The following is a 17,180-nucleotide window of genomic DNA, read 5'->3' as shown; positions in this document are numbered from 1 at the left end:
CATGGCGTTGCGACGGCTGGACAACCGCGCAGCGCGGGCGCTGTTCATGGATCGGCACGCGTTGCTGGAACGGCCCTCGGGCAATGCCAAGGGTGCGGACCTATTGGAGTTGATCCAGCGTCTAGGCTTTGTGCAACTGGACAGCATCAACACCGTCGCACGGGCCCATGATATGATCCTGTTCTCGCGCAGACCCAGCTATCGGGCGCGCAACCTCAGTCGGCTGTATGAACAAGATCGTGTCCTATTTGAACACTGGACCCATGACGCCGCCGTAATTCCGATGGCGTTCTACCCCCATTGGCACCTGCGGTTTCAGCGCGACGCAGCCCTGTTGAAATCGCGCTGGAAGAACTGGCGGCGGGATGGGTTCGAGCAACAGTTTGAATCGGTGCTGACCCATATCCGCGACCACGGGCCAGTTTCGTCCTCGGATGTCGGCAAGGACGAGAAAAAAGGCTCGGGCGGATGGTGGGACTGGCACCCCTCGAAAACGGCGCTGGAATTCCTGTGGCGGTCCGGCGCACTGGCCGTTGTGGGCCGTCATGGGTTTCAGAAGCGCTATGATCTGACTGAGCGGGTGATCGAAACCCATCTTTGCCCTGGCAACCTGCCTTGTGACGCAGAGCAGACCGTCGACTGGTTGTGCAACGCTGCGCTGGACCGATTGGGCTTTGCAACATCCGGGGAACTGGCTGCATTCTGGGATACGGTCAGCGCGTCTGAGGCTCGGGAATGGGTCAAACACGCTCTAATCAAAGGCCATGCCGAGGAAATCGAAGTCACTTGCGCCGACGGGCGCGCGCGCAAAGTGATAACACGGCCAGAATGGCCCGATCCAACAAACCTGCCCCCGGCCCCTGGTCGGATGCGGGTTCTCAGCCCGTTTGATCCTATATTGCGGGATCGCAACAGGGCTGAGCGACTGTTTGATTTTCACTATCGGATCGAGGTTTTCGTGCCTGCCCCCAAACGCAAATATGGCTATTACGTCTTTCCCCTGCTTGAAGGGGACAAGATGGTGGGTCGGATCGATATGAAAGCTCATCGGGATCAGGATGTCCTGCGCGTCACCGCGCTGTGGCCGGAACGTGGCGTGCGTTGGACGGATGCGCGCACCCGACGCCTTGAGGCCGAGTTGGACAGAGTGCGCAGATTTACCGGTCTGACGCGGATCGAGTTTGTCGGTAAATGGCTGAAAGACCCTGTTTAGGATCTAATCTGCCTCAGTTAGCGTTAGGCGGATTGGATGCAGCCCGTCAATGCCGCCCTCCAGCACGTCGCCTGCCTGAACTGGTCCTACCCCTGCCGGTGTTCCGGTCATGATCAAATCACCTGGGCGCAGATGGTAGTAACCGGAAAGATGGCTGATGATCTCGTCGATCTTCCAGATCAGCTCATGCAGTGTGGCATCCTGACGGGTTTCGCCGTTGACGTTCAGATGGATCCGCTTGTCATCGCTGGGCGACCAGTTCGTGGCGCGGGTCAGAGGGGCAAACACCGAGCCGTTTTCTAGGTCCTTGCCCAAATCCCAAGGGCGCTGCTTGTTCCGCTCCCGGATTTGCAGGTCACGCCGCGTCATATCCAGCGCGCATCCATAGGCATAGACCGCCTCGGTCGCTTGGGATTTCGACGCTTGAAACACGGGCGCGCCAATGGCGACCGCCAATTCCATCTCATGATGGAAATTCTCAGTTCCCGGTGGATATGGCACGGTTGCGCCCGTCAGGATCGCGTTTGCCGCGGATTTGGTGAAATAGAACGGTGCCTCACGATCCACTTCATGGCCCATCTCTGCGGCATGGGCGGCATAATTGCGCCCAACGCAGAATATCCGGCCAACAGGATAGGGGGTGGAAAGCCCCTGAACCGGTATAACAACCGGCTTGGGCAGGGAAAACAAAGTATCGGCCATATGAGTCTCGGGTCTGTTGGGTTTCGGGCATATTAGGCGACCCCACGCGCAGGGCAAGCAGATGACTGCCGTCAACTCAACCCGGTTCACAATCCGGTTTCACATCTTGGAAATCCGCCGAGATAGGCTAGATTATGCGTATAAACGCATGACATCAATACGATGCGCCTGAGCGCCGCGCTATGGGATGGGCGGGTCTCGCGCAACACAAGATCACCGCACTAACACATTTGCGGTAGACTAGTTTCGGATCGCCTCGGTCAGAGGCTACTCACCCAAGGGTCTCAGGACCGTACGTACACCTTATTCTAGGTTGGCAGGTTATCCGAAACACAAGCCGATCGCCCGGATCGTCCCGGGGCATCTGCTTGTGGGCCAGACACGCAGTCCAGTCTTGGTCTGGCCAACCCCGCCAGAGGGCGCCCCCCATACCTCTGGCGGGACTGCGTTTTTTGAGGTCAGGATTTCAGATCGTGCAGGTCGTTCAACAAGTCCAGCAAAGCCTCATGGCGCTCGGGGCCAAGTTGGATGCGAATGCCTTCTGCCTCTTGCAGGATGAGGTTGATATTGTCCTGGATGATCTTATCCCCAGCAGCCGTGATCTCTACAATCTGGCGGCGTTTGTCGACAGGGTGCACGTGTCGACGGATCAGCCCTTTGGCCTCAAGCTTCTGCAGGATGCGGGTCAGGCTGGGCAGAAGAAGACAGGCTCGCTCGGCGATATGGGTTGGTTCTTGCGGGCCATCTTCCTTGAGAACACGCAACACACGCCATTGTTGCTCGGTCACGCCGACATCCGCCAACATGCGACGGATCGGCCCCATGACCCTTTCACGCGCCCGAAGCAGCGCAATCGGCAAAGAGCGGGAAGTCAGTGGCAGATCTCTGGACATATGAAATCTTGAACGAAATTCCCAAAAACTGCAACCAAACTCAATAATTAAGATGATTGAATTTATTTGCAAACTCCACTCTCGACGAAAAGTTCGCAACCCTTTTTTCGGCGATTTGGATTGACCTTTTTCGCCCGATAGCCACCACTGGCATGGCGGGTTTTCCGACGAAAACCCAAAGATGATACATCACATGGGGCAGGACATGGATTGGGATTCCTTTGCAGAGTGGGGCGAGAAAGCCGCCAGATGGGCGCAGGACTATCACCAAACCGTCAAAGATAAGCCAGTACGCGCGCAGACCGAGCCAGGCGACATCCTGAATGCCTTGCCAGAACTTCCGCCCGAGCAAGCGCAGCCTATCGAGGACATCTTTCAGGACTTTGAACAGATCGTCATGCCGGGCATCACACATTGGCAACATCCCCGGTTTTTCGCATATTTCAACGCGAACACTTCTCCGCCCTCGGTGCTGGCCGAGTTTCTGACCAGCGCGATCGCAGCGCAATGCATGCTGTGGCAGACTTCACCCGCGGCGACCGAGATGGAAACGCGGATGATGGAATGGCTGCGTCACGCGCTGGACCTGCCCACAGGGTTCGCCGGCGTGATCCAGGACTCCGCCTCATCCGCGACGCTGGCTGCGGTGCTGACCATGCGCGAAAAGGCCCTGTCGTGGCAGGGCAATCAACAGGGGCTGTTTGCACAGAAACCCTTGCGCGTTTATTGCTCGGCCGAGGTGCATACCTCGATTGACCGGGCGATCTGGGTCGCAGGGATCGGGCAGCAGAATTTGGTGCGCGTCCTGACCAAAGGTGACTGGCGCGGCATGGATCCTGTGGCGTTGGAACAGGCGATTCAATCTGATTTAGACTCCGGTTTGCATCCGGCGGGGGTCATTCTGTCGGTTGGCGGCACCAGTGTCGGCGGTACCGACCCGGTCGAAGAATGCCTGAAGGTCGCCGCCAAATACGGGCTCTACACCCATGTAGATGCGGCGTGGGCGGGGTCGGCGATGATCTGCCCGGAATACCGCCACTATTGGCAGGGGGTCGAGCGCGCCGATAGCATCGTGTTCAACCCGCATAAATGGCTGGGCGTCCAATTCGACTGCTGCGCGCATTTTCTGAAGAACCCCGAAGATCTGGTGCAGACCTTGGCGATCAGCCCAGAATTTCTGAAAACCCACGGCAAGGACGGGATCATCAACTATTCGGAATGGTCGGTGCCTTTGGGGCGGCGATTCCGGGCGCTGAAGCTTTGGTTCGTGATCCGCGCCTATGGGCTTGAGGGGTTGCGCACCCGACTGCGCAATCATGTAAACTGGTCTGTGGACTTGCATGACCGTCTGGCCACCGAGCCGGATTTCGAAATCACCACGAAACCGATGTGGTCGCTATGGACCTTTCGTTATGCCCCGGACGGTGCGGTTGATCTGGACGATCTGAACCTGCGGCTTGTAAACGCCATCAATGACGACGGTCGTATTTATCTGACCCAAACCCGAGTGGACGGCAATCTGGCCATCCGGTTCCAAGCCGGACAGTTTGAAACAACCGAAGATGATGTATCTATGGCCTATGACGTCATCACCGAAATCGCCCGCTCTCTGACCTAAGGATTGATCATGCCCGCTCCGACAAATTCGTTCAAACAGGCTCTCATTAACGGCGAAAGGTTGATCGGCTGCTGGACCAGTTTTGCCGAGGCCGTCACCGCCGAGATCATGGGAAGCGCCGGGTTCGACTGGCTGGTCATCGATGGCGAGCACGCGCCCAACGATATCCGGTCCATCCGGGATCAGTTGATGGCCCTGTCTGCCAGCCCCACCCATCCTGTGGTTCGTGTTCCGGTTGGGGATGCAGCCTTGATCAAAATGGTGCTGGATGCGGGGACGCAAACAATTCTCGTGCCGATGGTCGAAAGCGCCGAACAGGCACGGGACCTGGTACGCGCCTGCCGCTATCCACCCGAGGGCCTGCGCGGCGTCGGTGCCATGGCCTCGCGCGCGACGATGTATGGGACGATCCCGGACTACATTCCCACTGCAGATGCCCAGATCTGCCTGCTGGTTCAGGTTGAAAACCGCGCGGGTCTGGCCGCCTTGGACGATATTCTGAAGGTCGACGGTATTGATGGGGTCTTTATTGGCCCAGCCGATCTGTCCACCGACATGGGCTATCAGGGCAACAGTGCCGCGCCCGAGGTGCGGGCGGCGATTGCGGATGCGATTGCGCGAACGCGTGCAGCAGGCAAAGCCCCGGGGATTCTGGGAGTTACGGACGAGTCGTCTCAGGCATTTCAGGACATGGGCGCGCAGTTTCAGGCGGTTGGCATAGACGTGATGCTACTGACGCAAGCCGCGCGGGCGCTTTCAGCCAAGTGGAAAGCGAAGTAACCCTTCAGCCCTGCATCGCAGCCGTCGCCTGTGCATAGCCGCCCGAAGCACCATCCACGAAATGCACGTGGTCGTCGCGGGTGGCCGACGGCACAAAACAGGTCATCATCGCCTCATCCTGCGCATGCAGGCCGTATTTGATCTTTCCCTGCCCGCGCGCCTGCTCCAGCATAGTGCGAATTTGCGCCAGCGTGGCCGGGTCGCAATCCAGCGTCATTTTCAGCCCGTCATCAAACTTGCGAAAATCCGCGTTGCTGCTGACCATGTTGCGATAGTGGACAGGCTCGAAATTTCCCAGCGGCTTGCCGCGCCGGAACAAAAGCGCGATCAGCAGGTTTTGGACCAACAGAAGCAGCTTTTGCACAGCTACATTCCGCCCAGCCCGTGAAACATGCGCGTCCAGATCCAAACCCGGAGGTGGCCAGCGCATTGGCGGTCCCCCGACCGGGACGGGATGGCCCGCCCGTTCCAACTCTTCCGAGGCACGCAGCACCGATTGCGCCAGATCGGCAAAATCGCTCTCGGTAGCCTGCGCCGTGGGTTCGACCACCAAAGACACGATCTGCCCGTTCTGCGACCGTACATTCGACCATCGACAGGACAAGCCGTTCAAATCGGGCAGCGCGCCCGGCCCGGACGGGTCGACGGAAGAGGACCCGGATTTCATCTGCGTCTCGGCCCAGGCCAGCCCGCCGCCCGAGAACATGGCGTAATCCACCCCGCTGGACGGGGCATAGCGGGCGACGCGCAACTCTTTCCCCGCCTGCCGGATTTCGGCGACCGTCGTCAACGCAGCGCGCAACTTGATCCCAAACTCATCCTCGGCCCAGCGGCGCAGGTCTGCCAGTGCTTGCCGCGCATCATCCATCGCACTTGCGGGCACGGCGAATCCGGCCCCGTCGCCGCCAAACACATAGGGAAACTCGGCGCCTTTCATGGCGTTGATCATGGCCGAAATCACAGCCGCGCCAACCATATTCACCGTCTTATAGCGGCCTTTGGCGATCTCAGCCGTCGAGTCGACAATGTCCGCAACCCCCACAACCCAATCATCAGGCAGCGCCGAGAACTGCGCGGGATCGGTCAGCCGTGAAAAATCGCGCAAAAGGGGTAGGCTGTCATAGAAGGCGGCCTGGGCGTCTTTCATGAATACCTCGGTCTCAAATCATGATTTAACATAGCCCGAATGCGGCCCAAGTCCCGCGAAATCGTCAAGACACACGTGCTTGTGCGCAGCGGTGTCCCGTGCCAAGCATGTCCGGTCAGATGATGGCAAAAGGGGCATTTCATGAAGGCAGGTTTGGTCGTGTTGTGTCTGGGCTATGTGCTCAGCCAGTTTTTTCGTGCCTTTTTGGCCGTACTCAGCGTCGATCTGGGTCGTGATATCGGCGCCACGCCAGAGGACCTCGCTTTTGCCTCGGGCCTTTGGTTTCTGGTCTTTGCCGCCATGCAACTCCCGGTTGGCTGGGCGCTGGATCGGGTCGGGCCGCGGCTGACCTCGACCGTTTTGTTGCTGGTCGGTGGCGCAGGCGGCGCACTGATCTTTGCCGTGGCCAGCACGCCTTTTCATGTCGCCGTGGCCATGGGGCTGATCGGAGTGGGATGCTCGCCGATCCTGATGGCCTCGTACTTTATCTTCGCCCGTGAATACCCTCCGGCCCGTTTTGCCACGCTGGCCGCCCTGATGCTGGGTGTTGGGTCGGTTGGCAATTTGGTCGCCTCCTACCCCACTGCGCTGGCCGTTGAGCTGATGGGTTGGCGCGCCACGATGGTCACTTTGGCCCTGTTTTCGGGCGTGATCGCCATCGGTATCCTGTTCACAGTTCGCGATCCCAAACGCGTTGAAACCGACCAAAAGGGATCGGTTCTGGATCTGCTGAAGCAGCCGGCGCTCTGGGCAATCTTGCCCCTGATGTTGGTGGCCTATGCGCCGTCGGCTGCGACCCGCGGCCTTTGGGCCGGACCATATCTGAGTGATATCTTCGCCCTCAGCACCACACAGATCGGAACCGCCACTCTGATCATGGGCGCGTCGATGATTGCGGGCACCTTCGCTTATGGGCCGCTTGACCGGATATTGGGGACGCGGAAATGGGTGATCTTTGGCGGCAACGCGCTGGGCGTGGTCGCCCTGACCCTGTTGTGTCTGTGGATCGACAATGCGGTCTGGCTATCGGTGGTACTGATCTCGGTCATCGGGTTCACCGGGGCCAGCTTTCCTGTCATCATGGCCCACGGCCGTGCCTTTGTCCCTCCACACCTAGTGGGCCGAGGCGTGACCCTGTTGAACCTGTTCGGGATCGGAGGCGTCGGCCTTGCCCAATTCGTCACCGGCCGCGTCCATGCAGCCACGGTAGACATCAGCCCCTCTGCACCCTACACAGCGATATTCGGCTTTTTTGCCATCTCGCTTGCCATTGGCTGCGTGATCTATCTATTCAGCCGGGACAGCGTCGACTGACGCTAACCCGTCAGGAGAGCCCATGTCTGACCCACGCGTCATTGCCCCCAATCTCAAACGCAGGCTTTCGGGCGTGACGGCAACGATTGCGCGGTTGGTGCCGTTGCAGGTGCAATGGATCGACATTGCAGCCACTGGTCCGGGCCTGCCTGCCGATATCCCGCATATCCCGCTTGGCCGCCTGCCCTTTCTGTCGCGCAAAACCCTGCGCGTCTGGCACGCCCGCCGCAATACCGAGATGCTGTTGGGTCTGTTCCTGCGCAACATCCTGCGGTTGCGACTGAAACTGCTGTTCACCAGCGCGTCGCAGCGGGCGCATACGGGCTATACCAAATGGCTGATCGACAAGATGGACGCCGTGGTCGCCACCTCGCGCAAAACCGCCGGGTATCTGGAGCGGGACGCACAGGTGATCATGCATGGCATCAACCTGCAGGATTTTACCCCGCCCGAGGATAAAGCAGCCGTTCGCGCCCGGCTGGGCCTGCCTGATGGGTTGCTGCTGGGCTGCTATGGCCGCATCCGCCACCAGAAGGGCACTGACGCCTTTGTGGATGCAATGATCGATCTGTGTGGCCGCTTTGACGATGTGCATGGCATCGTCATGGGCCGCGCTACGGAACAACACACCACCTTTCTGTCCGAATTGAAAGACAAGGTCGCGGTGGCGGGCCTGTCCGACCGCATCCTCTTCATGCCCGAGGTCACAGTCGACCAGATCGCCGAATGGTATCAGGTTCTGGACCTCTTCATCGCGCCCCAGCGGTGGGAAGGCTTCGGCCTGACCCCGCTAGAGGCGATGGCCTGTGGCGTACCCGTCGTGGCCACCGATGTCGGTGCGTTCTCTGAGATCGTCACCGATCCGTCATTGGGCCATGTTGTGGAGCCCGGCGATATCCCGGCCTTGGCCGATGCCGCCGCCCGGATGCTGGAAAACCGCGATTCCCTTGCGCAATCCGGCCGCGCCGCCCGTACCCATGTCGAGCAGAATTTCGACATCCATCGCGAAGCAAAGACCCTTGTCGCCCTTTACGAACGGCTTTTGACCGACACCTGAGGCGATGCGCCGCGTCAAATCGGTGTCATCGGGCGGAATCTGACCCGAAAACCCTTTTTTCTTTGCCGCAACGCAGCTATGAACGCGCGTCCTTAACTTTGGAGACATGAAATGGGCTATCGCGTCGTTGTCGCCGGCGCCACGGGTAACGTGGGCCGCGAAATGCTGAACATCCTGGCAGAACGCCAGTTCCCGGTCGATGAACTTGCCGTGTTGGCAAGCCGTCGTTCGCTGGGCACCGAAGTAAGCTTTGGCGACAAGACACTAACCACCCAGGACATCGATACCTTCGACTTCACCGGCTGGGACATGGCTCTGTTTGCCATCGGCTCGGACGCAACCAAAGTCTACGCGCCCAAGGCGGCTGCGGCGGGTTGTGTGGTGATCGATAACTCGTCGCTCTATCGCTACGACCCCGACATTCCGCTGATCGTGCCGGAATGTAACCCGCAGGCGATCCACGACTATAAAAATAAGAACATCATCGCCAACCCCAACTGCTCGACCGCTCAGATGGTTGTCGCGCTGAAGCCGCTGCATGACCGCGCCAAGATCAAGCGCGTTGTCGTCTCGACCTATCAGTCGGTCTCGGGCGCGGGCAAAGAGGGCATGGATGAGCTGTGGGATCAGACCAAAGCGGTCTATAACCCCACAACCGAGGTGGAACCCAAGAAGTTCCAGAAGCAGATCGCCTTCAACGTCATCCCGCAGATCGACGTCTTCATGGAAGACGGCTCGACCAAGGAAGAGTGGAAGATGGTGGTCGAGACCAAAAAGATCGTCGATCCGTCGATCAAGGTCACAGCCACCTGCGTCCGCGTTCCGGTCTTTGTCGGCCACTCCGAGGCCGTGAACATCGAGTTCGAGGAATTCCTTGACGAAGACGAAGCTCGCGACATCCTGCGCGAGGCACCGGGCATCATGGTGATCGACAAGCGCGAACCCGGCGGCTACGTCTCGCCCATCGAATGCGCGGGTGACTTCGCCACCTTCATCAGCCGCATCCGTCAGGATTCGACAATCGAGAACGGCATCAACCTGTGGTGCGTGTCCGATAACCTGCGCAAAGGCGCAGCCCTGAATGCGGTGCAGATCGCTGAGTTGCTGGGCCGTGAGGTTCTGAAAAAGGGCTAAGGTCAGTCTGCTGTCACAGAGAAACCCCGCTGTCGATGCAGCGGGGTTTTTTGTTCCGACGCACCGTTTGCGTCACAGAACCCCAACAGGGCAGCGGACTAAACCCCAACCGTCATCGACTCCGGCTGCCTTCAAAGCTGAGACGAGACGTTCCGAGAGGAACAGGAGTTCGGGAACTTTCGGATCGATCCAGATGTCGGGACCACCCAAAGCTTCTGGAGCAACTACAAGCTCATGTTCCCGTCCAATTCGAGGACGAAAAACTACTCCGGAACGGTTACTTAGAGGAGCTGTTCTGTCTCCTAACGGCCCCAACGCCTCGTAGTTCCCCATCGACCATTTGTTGCACACATTAAGGATGTAGTATGGCTCGTCCGTGGTCGCATGGCCGGCCGGAGCCTGCAATCTGATCAAGTGGAAATAGGTTTCACCCAGTTCGAACTGTTCCAGAACCGTTTTGGCCGAGTTTGACAGCACCGGCAGGCCGCCTCCGTTCATGAAACTCGGTGCCGGATTGCCGTCCTGCGAGCCATAGTACCAGACATCGCCAACCTCGGCCTCAGTCAGCTTCCCTCCTTTTCGAACCTTTTCAAAAGTCCCGTCGAGCCGTGCGCGATACTTTTCTTTGACCTCATTAGGTTGGGCAGACAGCCAATGCCGCTCATATTCCCTCCGCGTCATCGGAGTTACGCCGGACTTGTTGTTCCAAGTCGTAGAAATCCAGACATAGGAATCCCCCCGAAGGGTCATTTTCATCAATCATTTTCGCCGCCAAATTGCTTAACTTTGCACATAAAACACAAAGCTAACTTAGCGACTTGCACCATGTGCGCAAAGAACAAAGCTTTTTGCGCGGGATCAATTCGCACAGTAAAATTCGGGCCAGTCCGGAAACCGACCCGAAAAAATGATCAGGACACAGCCTGTTCCGCTACGATTTCGCCAAATCGGGTGAAGAACTTGCCCGACAGCTTTTTGGCCGTTCCTGCAATCAGACGGCTGCCAAGTTGGGCGATCTTGCCGCCGACATCGACCTTCGCGGTGTAGGACAGAATTGTCTCAGCCCCGTCCTCGGTCAACGTGACCTCGGCACCGCCCTTGGCGAACCCGGCGGCACCGCCTTTGCCTTCACCGGTCAGGGAAAACCCGCCGGGGGCGTTGGAATTATCCAGCGTTACTTGGCCGGCAAACTTGGCTTTGACCGGACCGATTTTCAGAACCACCTTGGCCTCAAGATCCTCGGGCGAGTTCTGGATCAGCTCTTCACAACCCGGAATGCACTCCTGCAAAATATCGGGCGTATTCAGCGCCTTGTAGACCACGTCGCGCGGGGCGGCGATGCGGATTTCGTCACTCAGTTCCATTCATGTTTCCTTTGTTCAACAGCATTTCGGAAAAACCAGAAGGGCGGTTTCCGTCGCCTGTTCCGGTGTTTGTTTCGGGCGCGCAGGCCACAGACTTTTAAGCCAGTTTTTCATCTTCAGTGACCTCCGTCGAATTATCCGTGTTCCGCCACATCACGATCTCGGCCAGGATCGACAGGGCAATTTCGTGTGGATCAATGGCATGAATGTCCAGCCCGGCTGGGGATTTCAGACGCGCCGCGCGGGCTGGGTCCAAACCCTGTCCAATCAGCTTTTCCGTGAGTGTTTCAGCTTTGCGGCGGCTGGCCACCATCGACACCCGCGCGGCTTGCGTGTTCAGCGCGGCCCCAAGGGCTGCGCCGTCTCCTTGACCTTGCGAGGCCACGACAACAAAGTCGCGCGCCTCGATACCCAAGTCTTCGACCGTCTCGGGCGTGCTGCTCGTCACCCGAAACCCAGCCAGCGTCCCGTGTTCGCCCAGCGCCTTGGCAATCAACGAGGTGCCAAAGATCACTAATCTTGGCGCGTGCTGATACGGTTCAACCAGCAAATCCACCGTCCCGCCCGAGGGGCAACCGCTTTTGAAGGTTTGCACGCCATCCGGGTCCGTCATATCGACCACCTTGTCCGAGGGTTTCACGCGGATCATCTGCGGCGCACCGCTGGTCAGCGCTTGTGTCGCTGAACTGCGCACCGCGCGCTGCACACAGGCACCACCCAGATGGCCCAAAATTCGCCCGTCGCGGGTAATGGCCGCCTTGCCCCCCGCCTTGGCCGAGGTCGCATCCGCTGTCCGCAACACCGTAGCGACACAGAACGGCTCACCGGTTTGGCGCAGGGTTTCGATCGTGTCGAATATGTCGAAATTTGCCATATCAGACTCCTTTCACAACTTGCGAAACTGCGGCTCAAGCGCTGCCAGCGCCTCGAGCGTGTTGGCAGGCAAATGCGCGTCCAAATGGGGTTCCGCTGCCTGCATCGCCGCTGCGATGGGTTGGTAGTCTTTCCATCCCTTCAGCGGATTCAGCCAAACGATCCGCCGGACCTTGCGCCGGATGCGCGCCAGGACTGCGCCCAGCGCTTGCGGGTCGGAACTGCAATAGCCGTCTGACAGGATCAGCACGATGGTCCGCCCGTTCAAAGCACGCGCGCCATAGCCGTTCAGAAAGCTCTCTAGGCTCCCTGAAATATCGGTGCCGCCGCCAAACCCCTCGGCCATCAAGGACAACCGCCCAGCCGCACGGATCGAGTCGTGATCGCGCAAGGCGTCCGTCACCCGCATCAGACGCGTGTGAAACAGATAGGCATCCGCTTCGGTCCCACTGCCGATCAGGCCTTTGAGAAAAGCCAAAAACACCCGCGAATACACAGTCATCGACCCGCTGACATCACACAGCGCCACGATCCGCATAGGACGCGGCGGTTTCGCCCGTCGGTACAGGTCCATCGGCTCACCCCCACGCGCCAGGCTGGCGCGCTGGATCCGTCTCATGTCCAGTGCTGGCCCGCGCAATGCCCGTTTCCGCCGACGCGAGCGTCGATCCCGAATGGCGCGTGCCAAAGTCATTGCAGCCTTTTCGGCCTCCATCAGAGCCTGTTCATCCATCAGCTCCCGCAAATCCCTGCGCGATAGATTGGTGGTGCGCGTTGCGACGAGCTGGCCGTCTTTGCCTTCTGCTTCACCGTCACCCGAATCCGGCGACCCATCCTGATCCGAGCCATTTCCAGCCTCGGTTTCCGTTTGCGTTTCCTGCTGCCAGATCATCGGTTTTGCCGACTGCACCCGCACATGGCTGGTTTCCGCCACACCGCCCCGCTGTTTGCCGGTGTTGAACCAATAGGCATCAAACAGATCGTCGAACCGACGCCAATCCTCAGCATCCCCCGTCAACAAAACGCACAGAGCCCGCCTTGCCTGCCGCGCATCCGTCGCGCGTACCGCGGTCAAGGCGGCCAATGCATCGCCTGTCTCAGCCGGACCAACCCGCAATCCGTTCGATCGCAAATGCGTAATGAAGCCAGACATCCGATCTGCCAACCCATCGGCCCGAGAAGGAAACCGCGTGACCTGCATCACGCCACCTTCCCGATCAACCGGTCCATCACCTCGGGCGGAGCGGCGTCATAGTCGGCGGCGGTTTTCAACAAGCACACAAGCGTTGCCTGCACAGCGTCGCGCGATTGCGCCATGTCGTTGACGCCCAAACCTGACAGCGCCGCAGCCCAATCCAACATCTCTGCAATGCCGGGCGTCTTTTCCAAATCTTCTTTGCGCAACGCCTGTACGACCCCAATGATCTGCCGCGCCAGCACGCCTTCTACCTCGGGCATTCGCGCCCGAAGGATCGCCATTTCAACCTCTTTCGAGGGGTAATCGAGGAAACTGTAAAGACACCGCCGCCGCAGAGCATCCGACAAATCCCGTGTCCCGTTGGCGGTCAGGATCACAATGGGCCGAGTCTTTGCCTCGACTGTCCCAAGCTCGGGGATGGTGATTTGAAAGTCGGAGAGGATTTCCAGCAAATAAGCTTCGAATTCCTCATCCGCCCGATCAATCTCATCAATCAACAAAACCGGAGGAATATCCTGAGAAATAGCCTCTAACAAAGGTCGTTTCAGCAGATACGCATCGGAAAACAACTGCGCCTCGCCAACCCCTCCCTGCGCCTCCGACGCCCGGATCGCCAACAGTTGCCGCTGATAATTCCACTCATAAATCGCGTGACTGGCATCCAGCCCTTCATAGCACTGCAAGCGGATCAATTTGGCATCCCGCCAAGCCGCCATCGCTTTGGCCACCTCGGTCTTACCCACCCCGGCAGGGCCTTCCAACAACAAGGGCCGCCCCAAAACCTGCGCCAGATGCAGTGCCATCGCCAACCGATCATCAGCAACATAGCCTTGCGTGGCCAATCCGTTCTGCACATAACTCAAAGTCAAAACCAGGATCCATTCTTCATCTGGCTAAAAATATTCCGGGGGAGGTTCGGAGGGGGTTGGCCCCCTCCGTTTGATCGGATCGGCCAAGCCGATCCGAACCTAATCACCCATGCATCCCCAACCCATTGGCAATCTTCCAGATCCGCCAATGGTCGTGCGGCATATGACTTTGCACCAACCCGAAGGGCCGGAACGCATCGTGCACCGCGTTCGAGAAACAGGGCACACCACCCACATTAGGGCTCTCACCCACGCCCTTCGCACCAATCGGATGATGCGGGGAAGGCGTCACCGTGTAGTCGGTGATATAGTTCGGCGTCTCCCACGCGGTCGGCAGGAAGAAGTCCATCAGCGTGCCGGTTTTCACATTGCCCATCTCGTCATAGGCAATCTCCTGCCCCATCGCGATGGCCAACGCTTCGGTCACGCCACCATGAACTTGCCCGTCGATGATCATCGGGTTGATCCGCGTGCCGCAATCGTCCAGCGCATAGAACTTCCGAACGTCCCATTCGCCGGTGTCCACATCAATCTCCATGACGCAGATATAGGCCCCGAACGGGTAGGTCATATTCGGCGGGTCATAGTAGCTCACAGCCTCAAGACCTGGCTCCAAGCCAGGGATCGCCTGATTATAGGCAGCAAAGGCGATTTCCTTCATGGTCTTGAACCGCTCGGGCGCACCTTTGACCGCAAACCGGTCCACATCCCATTCGACATCGTCGTCGTGGACCTCCAGCAGATAGGCCGCAATCATCTGCGCCTTGGCACGGATTTTGCGCGCGGCCATTGCCGTTGCCGCACCGGCCACAGGAGTGGACCGAGACCCGTAAGTCCCCAGACCATAGGGCGCGGTGTCGGTGTCGCCTTCCTCCAGCGTGATGTCATCGGCTGGCAACCCGATCTCACTGGCGATGATCTGCGCAAAGGTCGTGGCGTGACCCTGGCCCTGAGAGATCGTCCCCAGCCGTGCGATGGCAGAGCCCGTTGGGTGGATGCGGATTTCGCAACTGTCGAACATGCCAAGCCCGAGGATATCGCAGTTCTTCACCGGTCCGGCCCCAACGATTTCCGTGAAATGCGTCAGACCAATGCCCAGCAGTTTGCGAGTCTTACCGGCTTTGAACTCCTCAACCCGCTGCGCCTGTTCGGCCCGCAGACCTTCGTAATCCACCGCTTTCAGCGCCTTGTCCCAAGCGGTGTGATAGTCGCCCGAGTCATATTCCCAGCCCAGTGCGGACTGATAGGGGAACTGATCGGCCTTGATGAAGTTGATCCGGCGCAGTTCGGCCGCGTCCATGTTCAGCTTGATGGCCAGAACCTCGATCATCCGTTCGATGAAGTAGGCAGCCTCGGTCACGCGGAAGGAACAGCGATAGGCCACCCCGCCCGGAGCCTTGTTGGTATAGACCCCATCCACGGCCAGATAGGCGGTCGGGATGTCATAGGAACCGGTGCAGATATTCATGAACCCTGCCGGGAATTTGGTCGGGTCCGCACAGGCATCAAAGCCGCCGTGATCCGCCGTCGTGTGACACCACAGACCGGTGATCTTACCGTCCTTCGTTGCCGCGATTTTGCCCTGCATCCAGTAGTCGCGGGCAAAGGCGGTGGACATCAGATTCTCCATCCGGTCCTCGACCCACTTCACCGGCTTGCCGGTCACGATGGACGCCACGACCGAACAGACATAGCCCGCATAGGCCCCAACTTTGTTACCAAAGCCACCACCGATATCGGGGCTGATCACGCGAATATTGTGCTCGGCAATGCCCGAGATCAGCGACACCACCGTACGGATCGCGTGCGGGGCTTGGAACGTACCGTAGAGAGTCAGCTTGCCGGTCACCTTGTCCATGCTGGCCACGGACCCGCAGGTCTCCAGCGGACACGGATGGGTCCGGTGGTAATAGACCATCTCTTCAGCCACCACATCGGCCTCGGCCAGAATAGCCTCGGTCACGTCTTTGTCGCCCTGTTCCCAGGTGAAGATGTGGTTGTGATGATTGCGCGGCCCGTGCGCACCTTCGGTCTGACCCTCAAGGTCTTCACGCAGGACCACATCGGATTTCAGCGCCTCGAACGGGTCGGTCAGAACAGGAAGTTCCTCGTATTCAACCTCGACCAGTTCCGCAGCATCCGCCGCGATATAGCGATCCTCGGCCACAACGAAAGCGACCTCCTGACCTTGGAACAGCACTTTGCCATCGGCCAGCACCATCTGTTTATCGCCTGCCAGTGTCGGCATCCAATGCAGGCCCAGCGGCGACAAGTCTTCGGCGGTCAGCACAGCGATCACGCCGGGCAGCGCCAGCGCTGCCTCTTTGTTCACGCTGACAACGCGGGCGTGTGCGTAGGGCGAGCGCACAAAGTCGCCGAACAGCATCCCGTCCAGCTTGATGTCATCGACATAATTGCCCTTGCCTTGGGTAAAGCGCACATCCTCGACGCGTTTGCGCGAGCTGCCCATCCCTTTGAGGTTGGCGGCGCGTTCTGCGGGGGTTAGTGTCTGATCGTTCATTCCGCCGCTTCCTTCTGTGCATTGAGCATGTCAGCCGAGGCCGAGATGGCCTTGACGATGTTCTGATAGCCAGTGCAACGGCAGAGGTTCCCAGCCATACCGAAACGAATTTCTTCCTCGGACGGATTCGGGTTTTCCTGCAATAGGCGATGCGCGCGGGTGATCATGCCCGGCGTGCAGAAACCGCATTGCAGGCCGTGGTGTTCGCGGAACATCTCCTGCAATACGCCAAGGCTGCCATCGTCGTTGGTAAGTCCTTCGACTGTTGTGATATCGGCGCCGTTCACCTGCGCCACGAAGGTGGTGCAGGACTTGACGGACTTGCCATCGATATCAACGGTGCAAGCGCCGCAGTGGCTGGTTTCGCACCCGATGTGAGGGCCGGTGATTTTCAGATCTTCCCGCAGGAAGTGGATCAACAGCGTGCGTGGCTCGGCCAGACCTTCGACCTCTTTGCCGTTCACGGTGAGTTTGACGTGCATTTTTGACATGGGTTC

16 protein-coding genes are annotated in these 17,180 nt (G+C 59.0%); 6 read left to right on the top strand and 10 right to left on the bottom strand.

Annotated elements, in window-relative coordinates; all coding sequences use genetic code 11:
• The first annotated feature begins 1 nt into the window (after position 1).
• Complete coding sequence (locus tag AC2FJ6_RS15380; RefSeq protein ID WP_170771198.1) at positions 2-1,213, top strand: winged helix-turn-helix domain-containing protein; 1,212 nt, start codon at positions 2-4, stop codon at positions 1,211-1,213.
• 3 nt (positions 1,214-1,216) lie between these two features.
• Here the strand turns inward: AC2FJ6_RS15380 and AC2FJ6_RS15375 are convergent, their stop codons facing one another.
• A complete protein-coding gene (locus tag AC2FJ6_RS15375; protein WP_170771202.1) occupies positions 1,217-1,915 on the bottom strand; it encodes a fumarylacetoacetate hydrolase family protein in 699 nt (232 codons plus the stop codon).
• Between the two features lie 458 nt (positions 1,916-2,373).
• Positions 2,374-2,808, bottom strand: coding sequence for a homoprotocatechuate degradation operon regulator HpaR (gene hpaR, locus AC2FJ6_RS15370; protein ID WP_170771204.1), 435 nt, complete (start codon positions 2,806-2,808; stop codon positions 2,374-2,376).
• A gap of 205 nt (positions 2,809-3,013) precedes the next feature.
• Between hpaR and AC2FJ6_RS15365 the strand changes: the two genes are divergently transcribed.
• Together AC2FJ6_RS15365 and AC2FJ6_RS15360 are read left to right on the top strand one after the other, a co-directional pair.
• Positions 3,014-4,426, top strand: a complete 1,413-nt coding sequence (locus AC2FJ6_RS15365; protein WP_170771576.1) for a pyridoxal phosphate-dependent decarboxylase family protein — start codon at positions 3,014-3,016, stop codon at positions 4,424-4,426.
• A 9-nt stretch (positions 4,427-4,435) separates the two neighbouring features.
• Positions 4,436-5,206 (top strand): HpcH/HpaI aldolase family protein, encoded by a 771-nt coding sequence (locus AC2FJ6_RS15360; protein ID WP_170771206.1) that lies wholly within the window; start codon positions 4,436-4,438, stop codon positions 5,204-5,206.
• A gap of 4 nt (positions 5,207-5,210) precedes the next feature.
• Here the strand turns inward: AC2FJ6_RS15360 and AC2FJ6_RS15355 are convergent, their stop codons facing one another.
• Positions 5,211-6,353 carry a DUF3095 domain-containing protein gene (locus AC2FJ6_RS15355; RefSeq protein WP_170771209.1) on the bottom strand — a complete coding sequence of 381 codons (1,143 nt, stop codon included), beginning with the start codon at positions 6,351-6,353 and terminating at the stop codon, positions 5,211-5,213.
• 141 nt (positions 6,354-6,494) lie between these two features.
• Here AC2FJ6_RS15355 and AC2FJ6_RS15350 point away from each other — a divergent pair, with 141 nt between their 5' ends.
• The 3 genes from AC2FJ6_RS15350 (at position 6,495) to AC2FJ6_RS15340 (ending at position 9,858) form a co-directional block, all read left to right on the top strand.
• Complete coding sequence (locus tag AC2FJ6_RS15350) at positions 6,495-7,667, top strand: MFS transporter (protein WP_170771211.1); 1,173 nt, start codon at positions 6,495-6,497, stop codon at positions 7,665-7,667.
• A 22-nt stretch (positions 7,668-7,689) separates the two neighbouring features.
• Complete coding sequence (locus tag AC2FJ6_RS15345; RefSeq protein WP_170771214.1) at positions 7,690-8,724, top strand: glycosyltransferase family 4 protein; 1,035 nt, start codon at positions 7,690-7,692, stop codon at positions 8,722-8,724.
• A gap of 111 nt (positions 8,725-8,835) precedes the next feature.
• A complete protein-coding gene (locus AC2FJ6_RS15340) occupies positions 8,836-9,858 on the top strand; it encodes an aspartate-semialdehyde dehydrogenase (protein WP_170771216.1) in 1,023 nt (340 codons plus the stop codon).
• A 72-nt stretch (positions 9,859-9,930) separates the two neighbouring features.
• On the opposite strand, the gene AC2FJ6_RS15335 is transcribed toward AC2FJ6_RS15340, so the two are convergent.
• The 7 genes from AC2FJ6_RS15335 to AC2FJ6_RS15305 all read right to left on the bottom strand — a co-directional run bounded on the left by AC2FJ6_RS15335 (position 9,931) and on the right by AC2FJ6_RS15305 (position 17,174).
• Complete coding sequence (locus tag AC2FJ6_RS15335; protein WP_480876386.1) at positions 9,931-10,614, bottom strand: imm11 family protein; 684 nt, start codon at positions 10,612-10,614, stop codon at positions 9,931-9,933.
• Between the two features lie 155 nt (positions 10,615-10,769).
• Complete coding sequence (locus tag AC2FJ6_RS15330) at positions 10,770-11,222, bottom strand: SRPBCC family protein (RefSeq protein ID WP_480876388.1); 453 nt, start codon at positions 11,220-11,222, stop codon at positions 10,770-10,772.
• A gap of 97 nt (positions 11,223-11,319) precedes the next feature.
• Positions 11,320-12,096 carry an XdhC family protein gene (locus AC2FJ6_RS15325; protein ID WP_480876390.1) on the bottom strand — a complete coding sequence of 259 codons (777 nt, stop codon included), beginning with the start codon at positions 12,094-12,096 and terminating at the stop codon, positions 11,320-11,322.
• 12 nt (positions 12,097-12,108) lie between these two features.
• Entirely contained in the window at positions 12,109-13,296 is a 1,188-nt protein-coding gene (locus AC2FJ6_RS15320) for a vWA domain-containing protein (protein ID WP_496669464.1), read from the bottom strand.
• Positions 13,296-14,162, bottom strand: coding sequence for an AAA family ATPase (locus tag AC2FJ6_RS15315; protein ID WP_496669462.1), 867 nt, complete (start codon positions 14,160-14,162; stop codon positions 13,296-13,298). The genes AC2FJ6_RS15320 and AC2FJ6_RS15315 overlap by 1 nt, the downstream gene beginning before the upstream one ends.
• A 103-nt stretch (positions 14,163-14,265) precedes the next feature.
• On the bottom strand, positions 14,266-16,683 hold the full coding sequence (locus AC2FJ6_RS15310) for an aerobic carbon-monoxide dehydrogenase large subunit (RefSeq protein ID WP_496669460.1): 2,418 nt from the start codon (positions 16,681-16,683) through the stop codon (positions 14,266-14,268).
• Complete coding sequence (locus tag AC2FJ6_RS15305; RefSeq protein WP_170771236.1) at positions 16,680-17,174, bottom strand: (2Fe-2S)-binding protein; 495 nt, start codon at positions 17,172-17,174, stop codon at positions 16,680-16,682. Before AC2FJ6_RS15305 ends, AC2FJ6_RS15310 begins: the two co-directional genes overlap by 4 nt.
• Between the last annotated feature and the right edge of the window lie 6 nt (positions 17,175-17,180).

Source organism: Ruegeria sp. CDSA089 (assembly GCF_059612205.1).
Note: the sequence above shows the minus strand (reverse complement) of the source record. Positions and strands in the feature narration are given on the sequence as shown.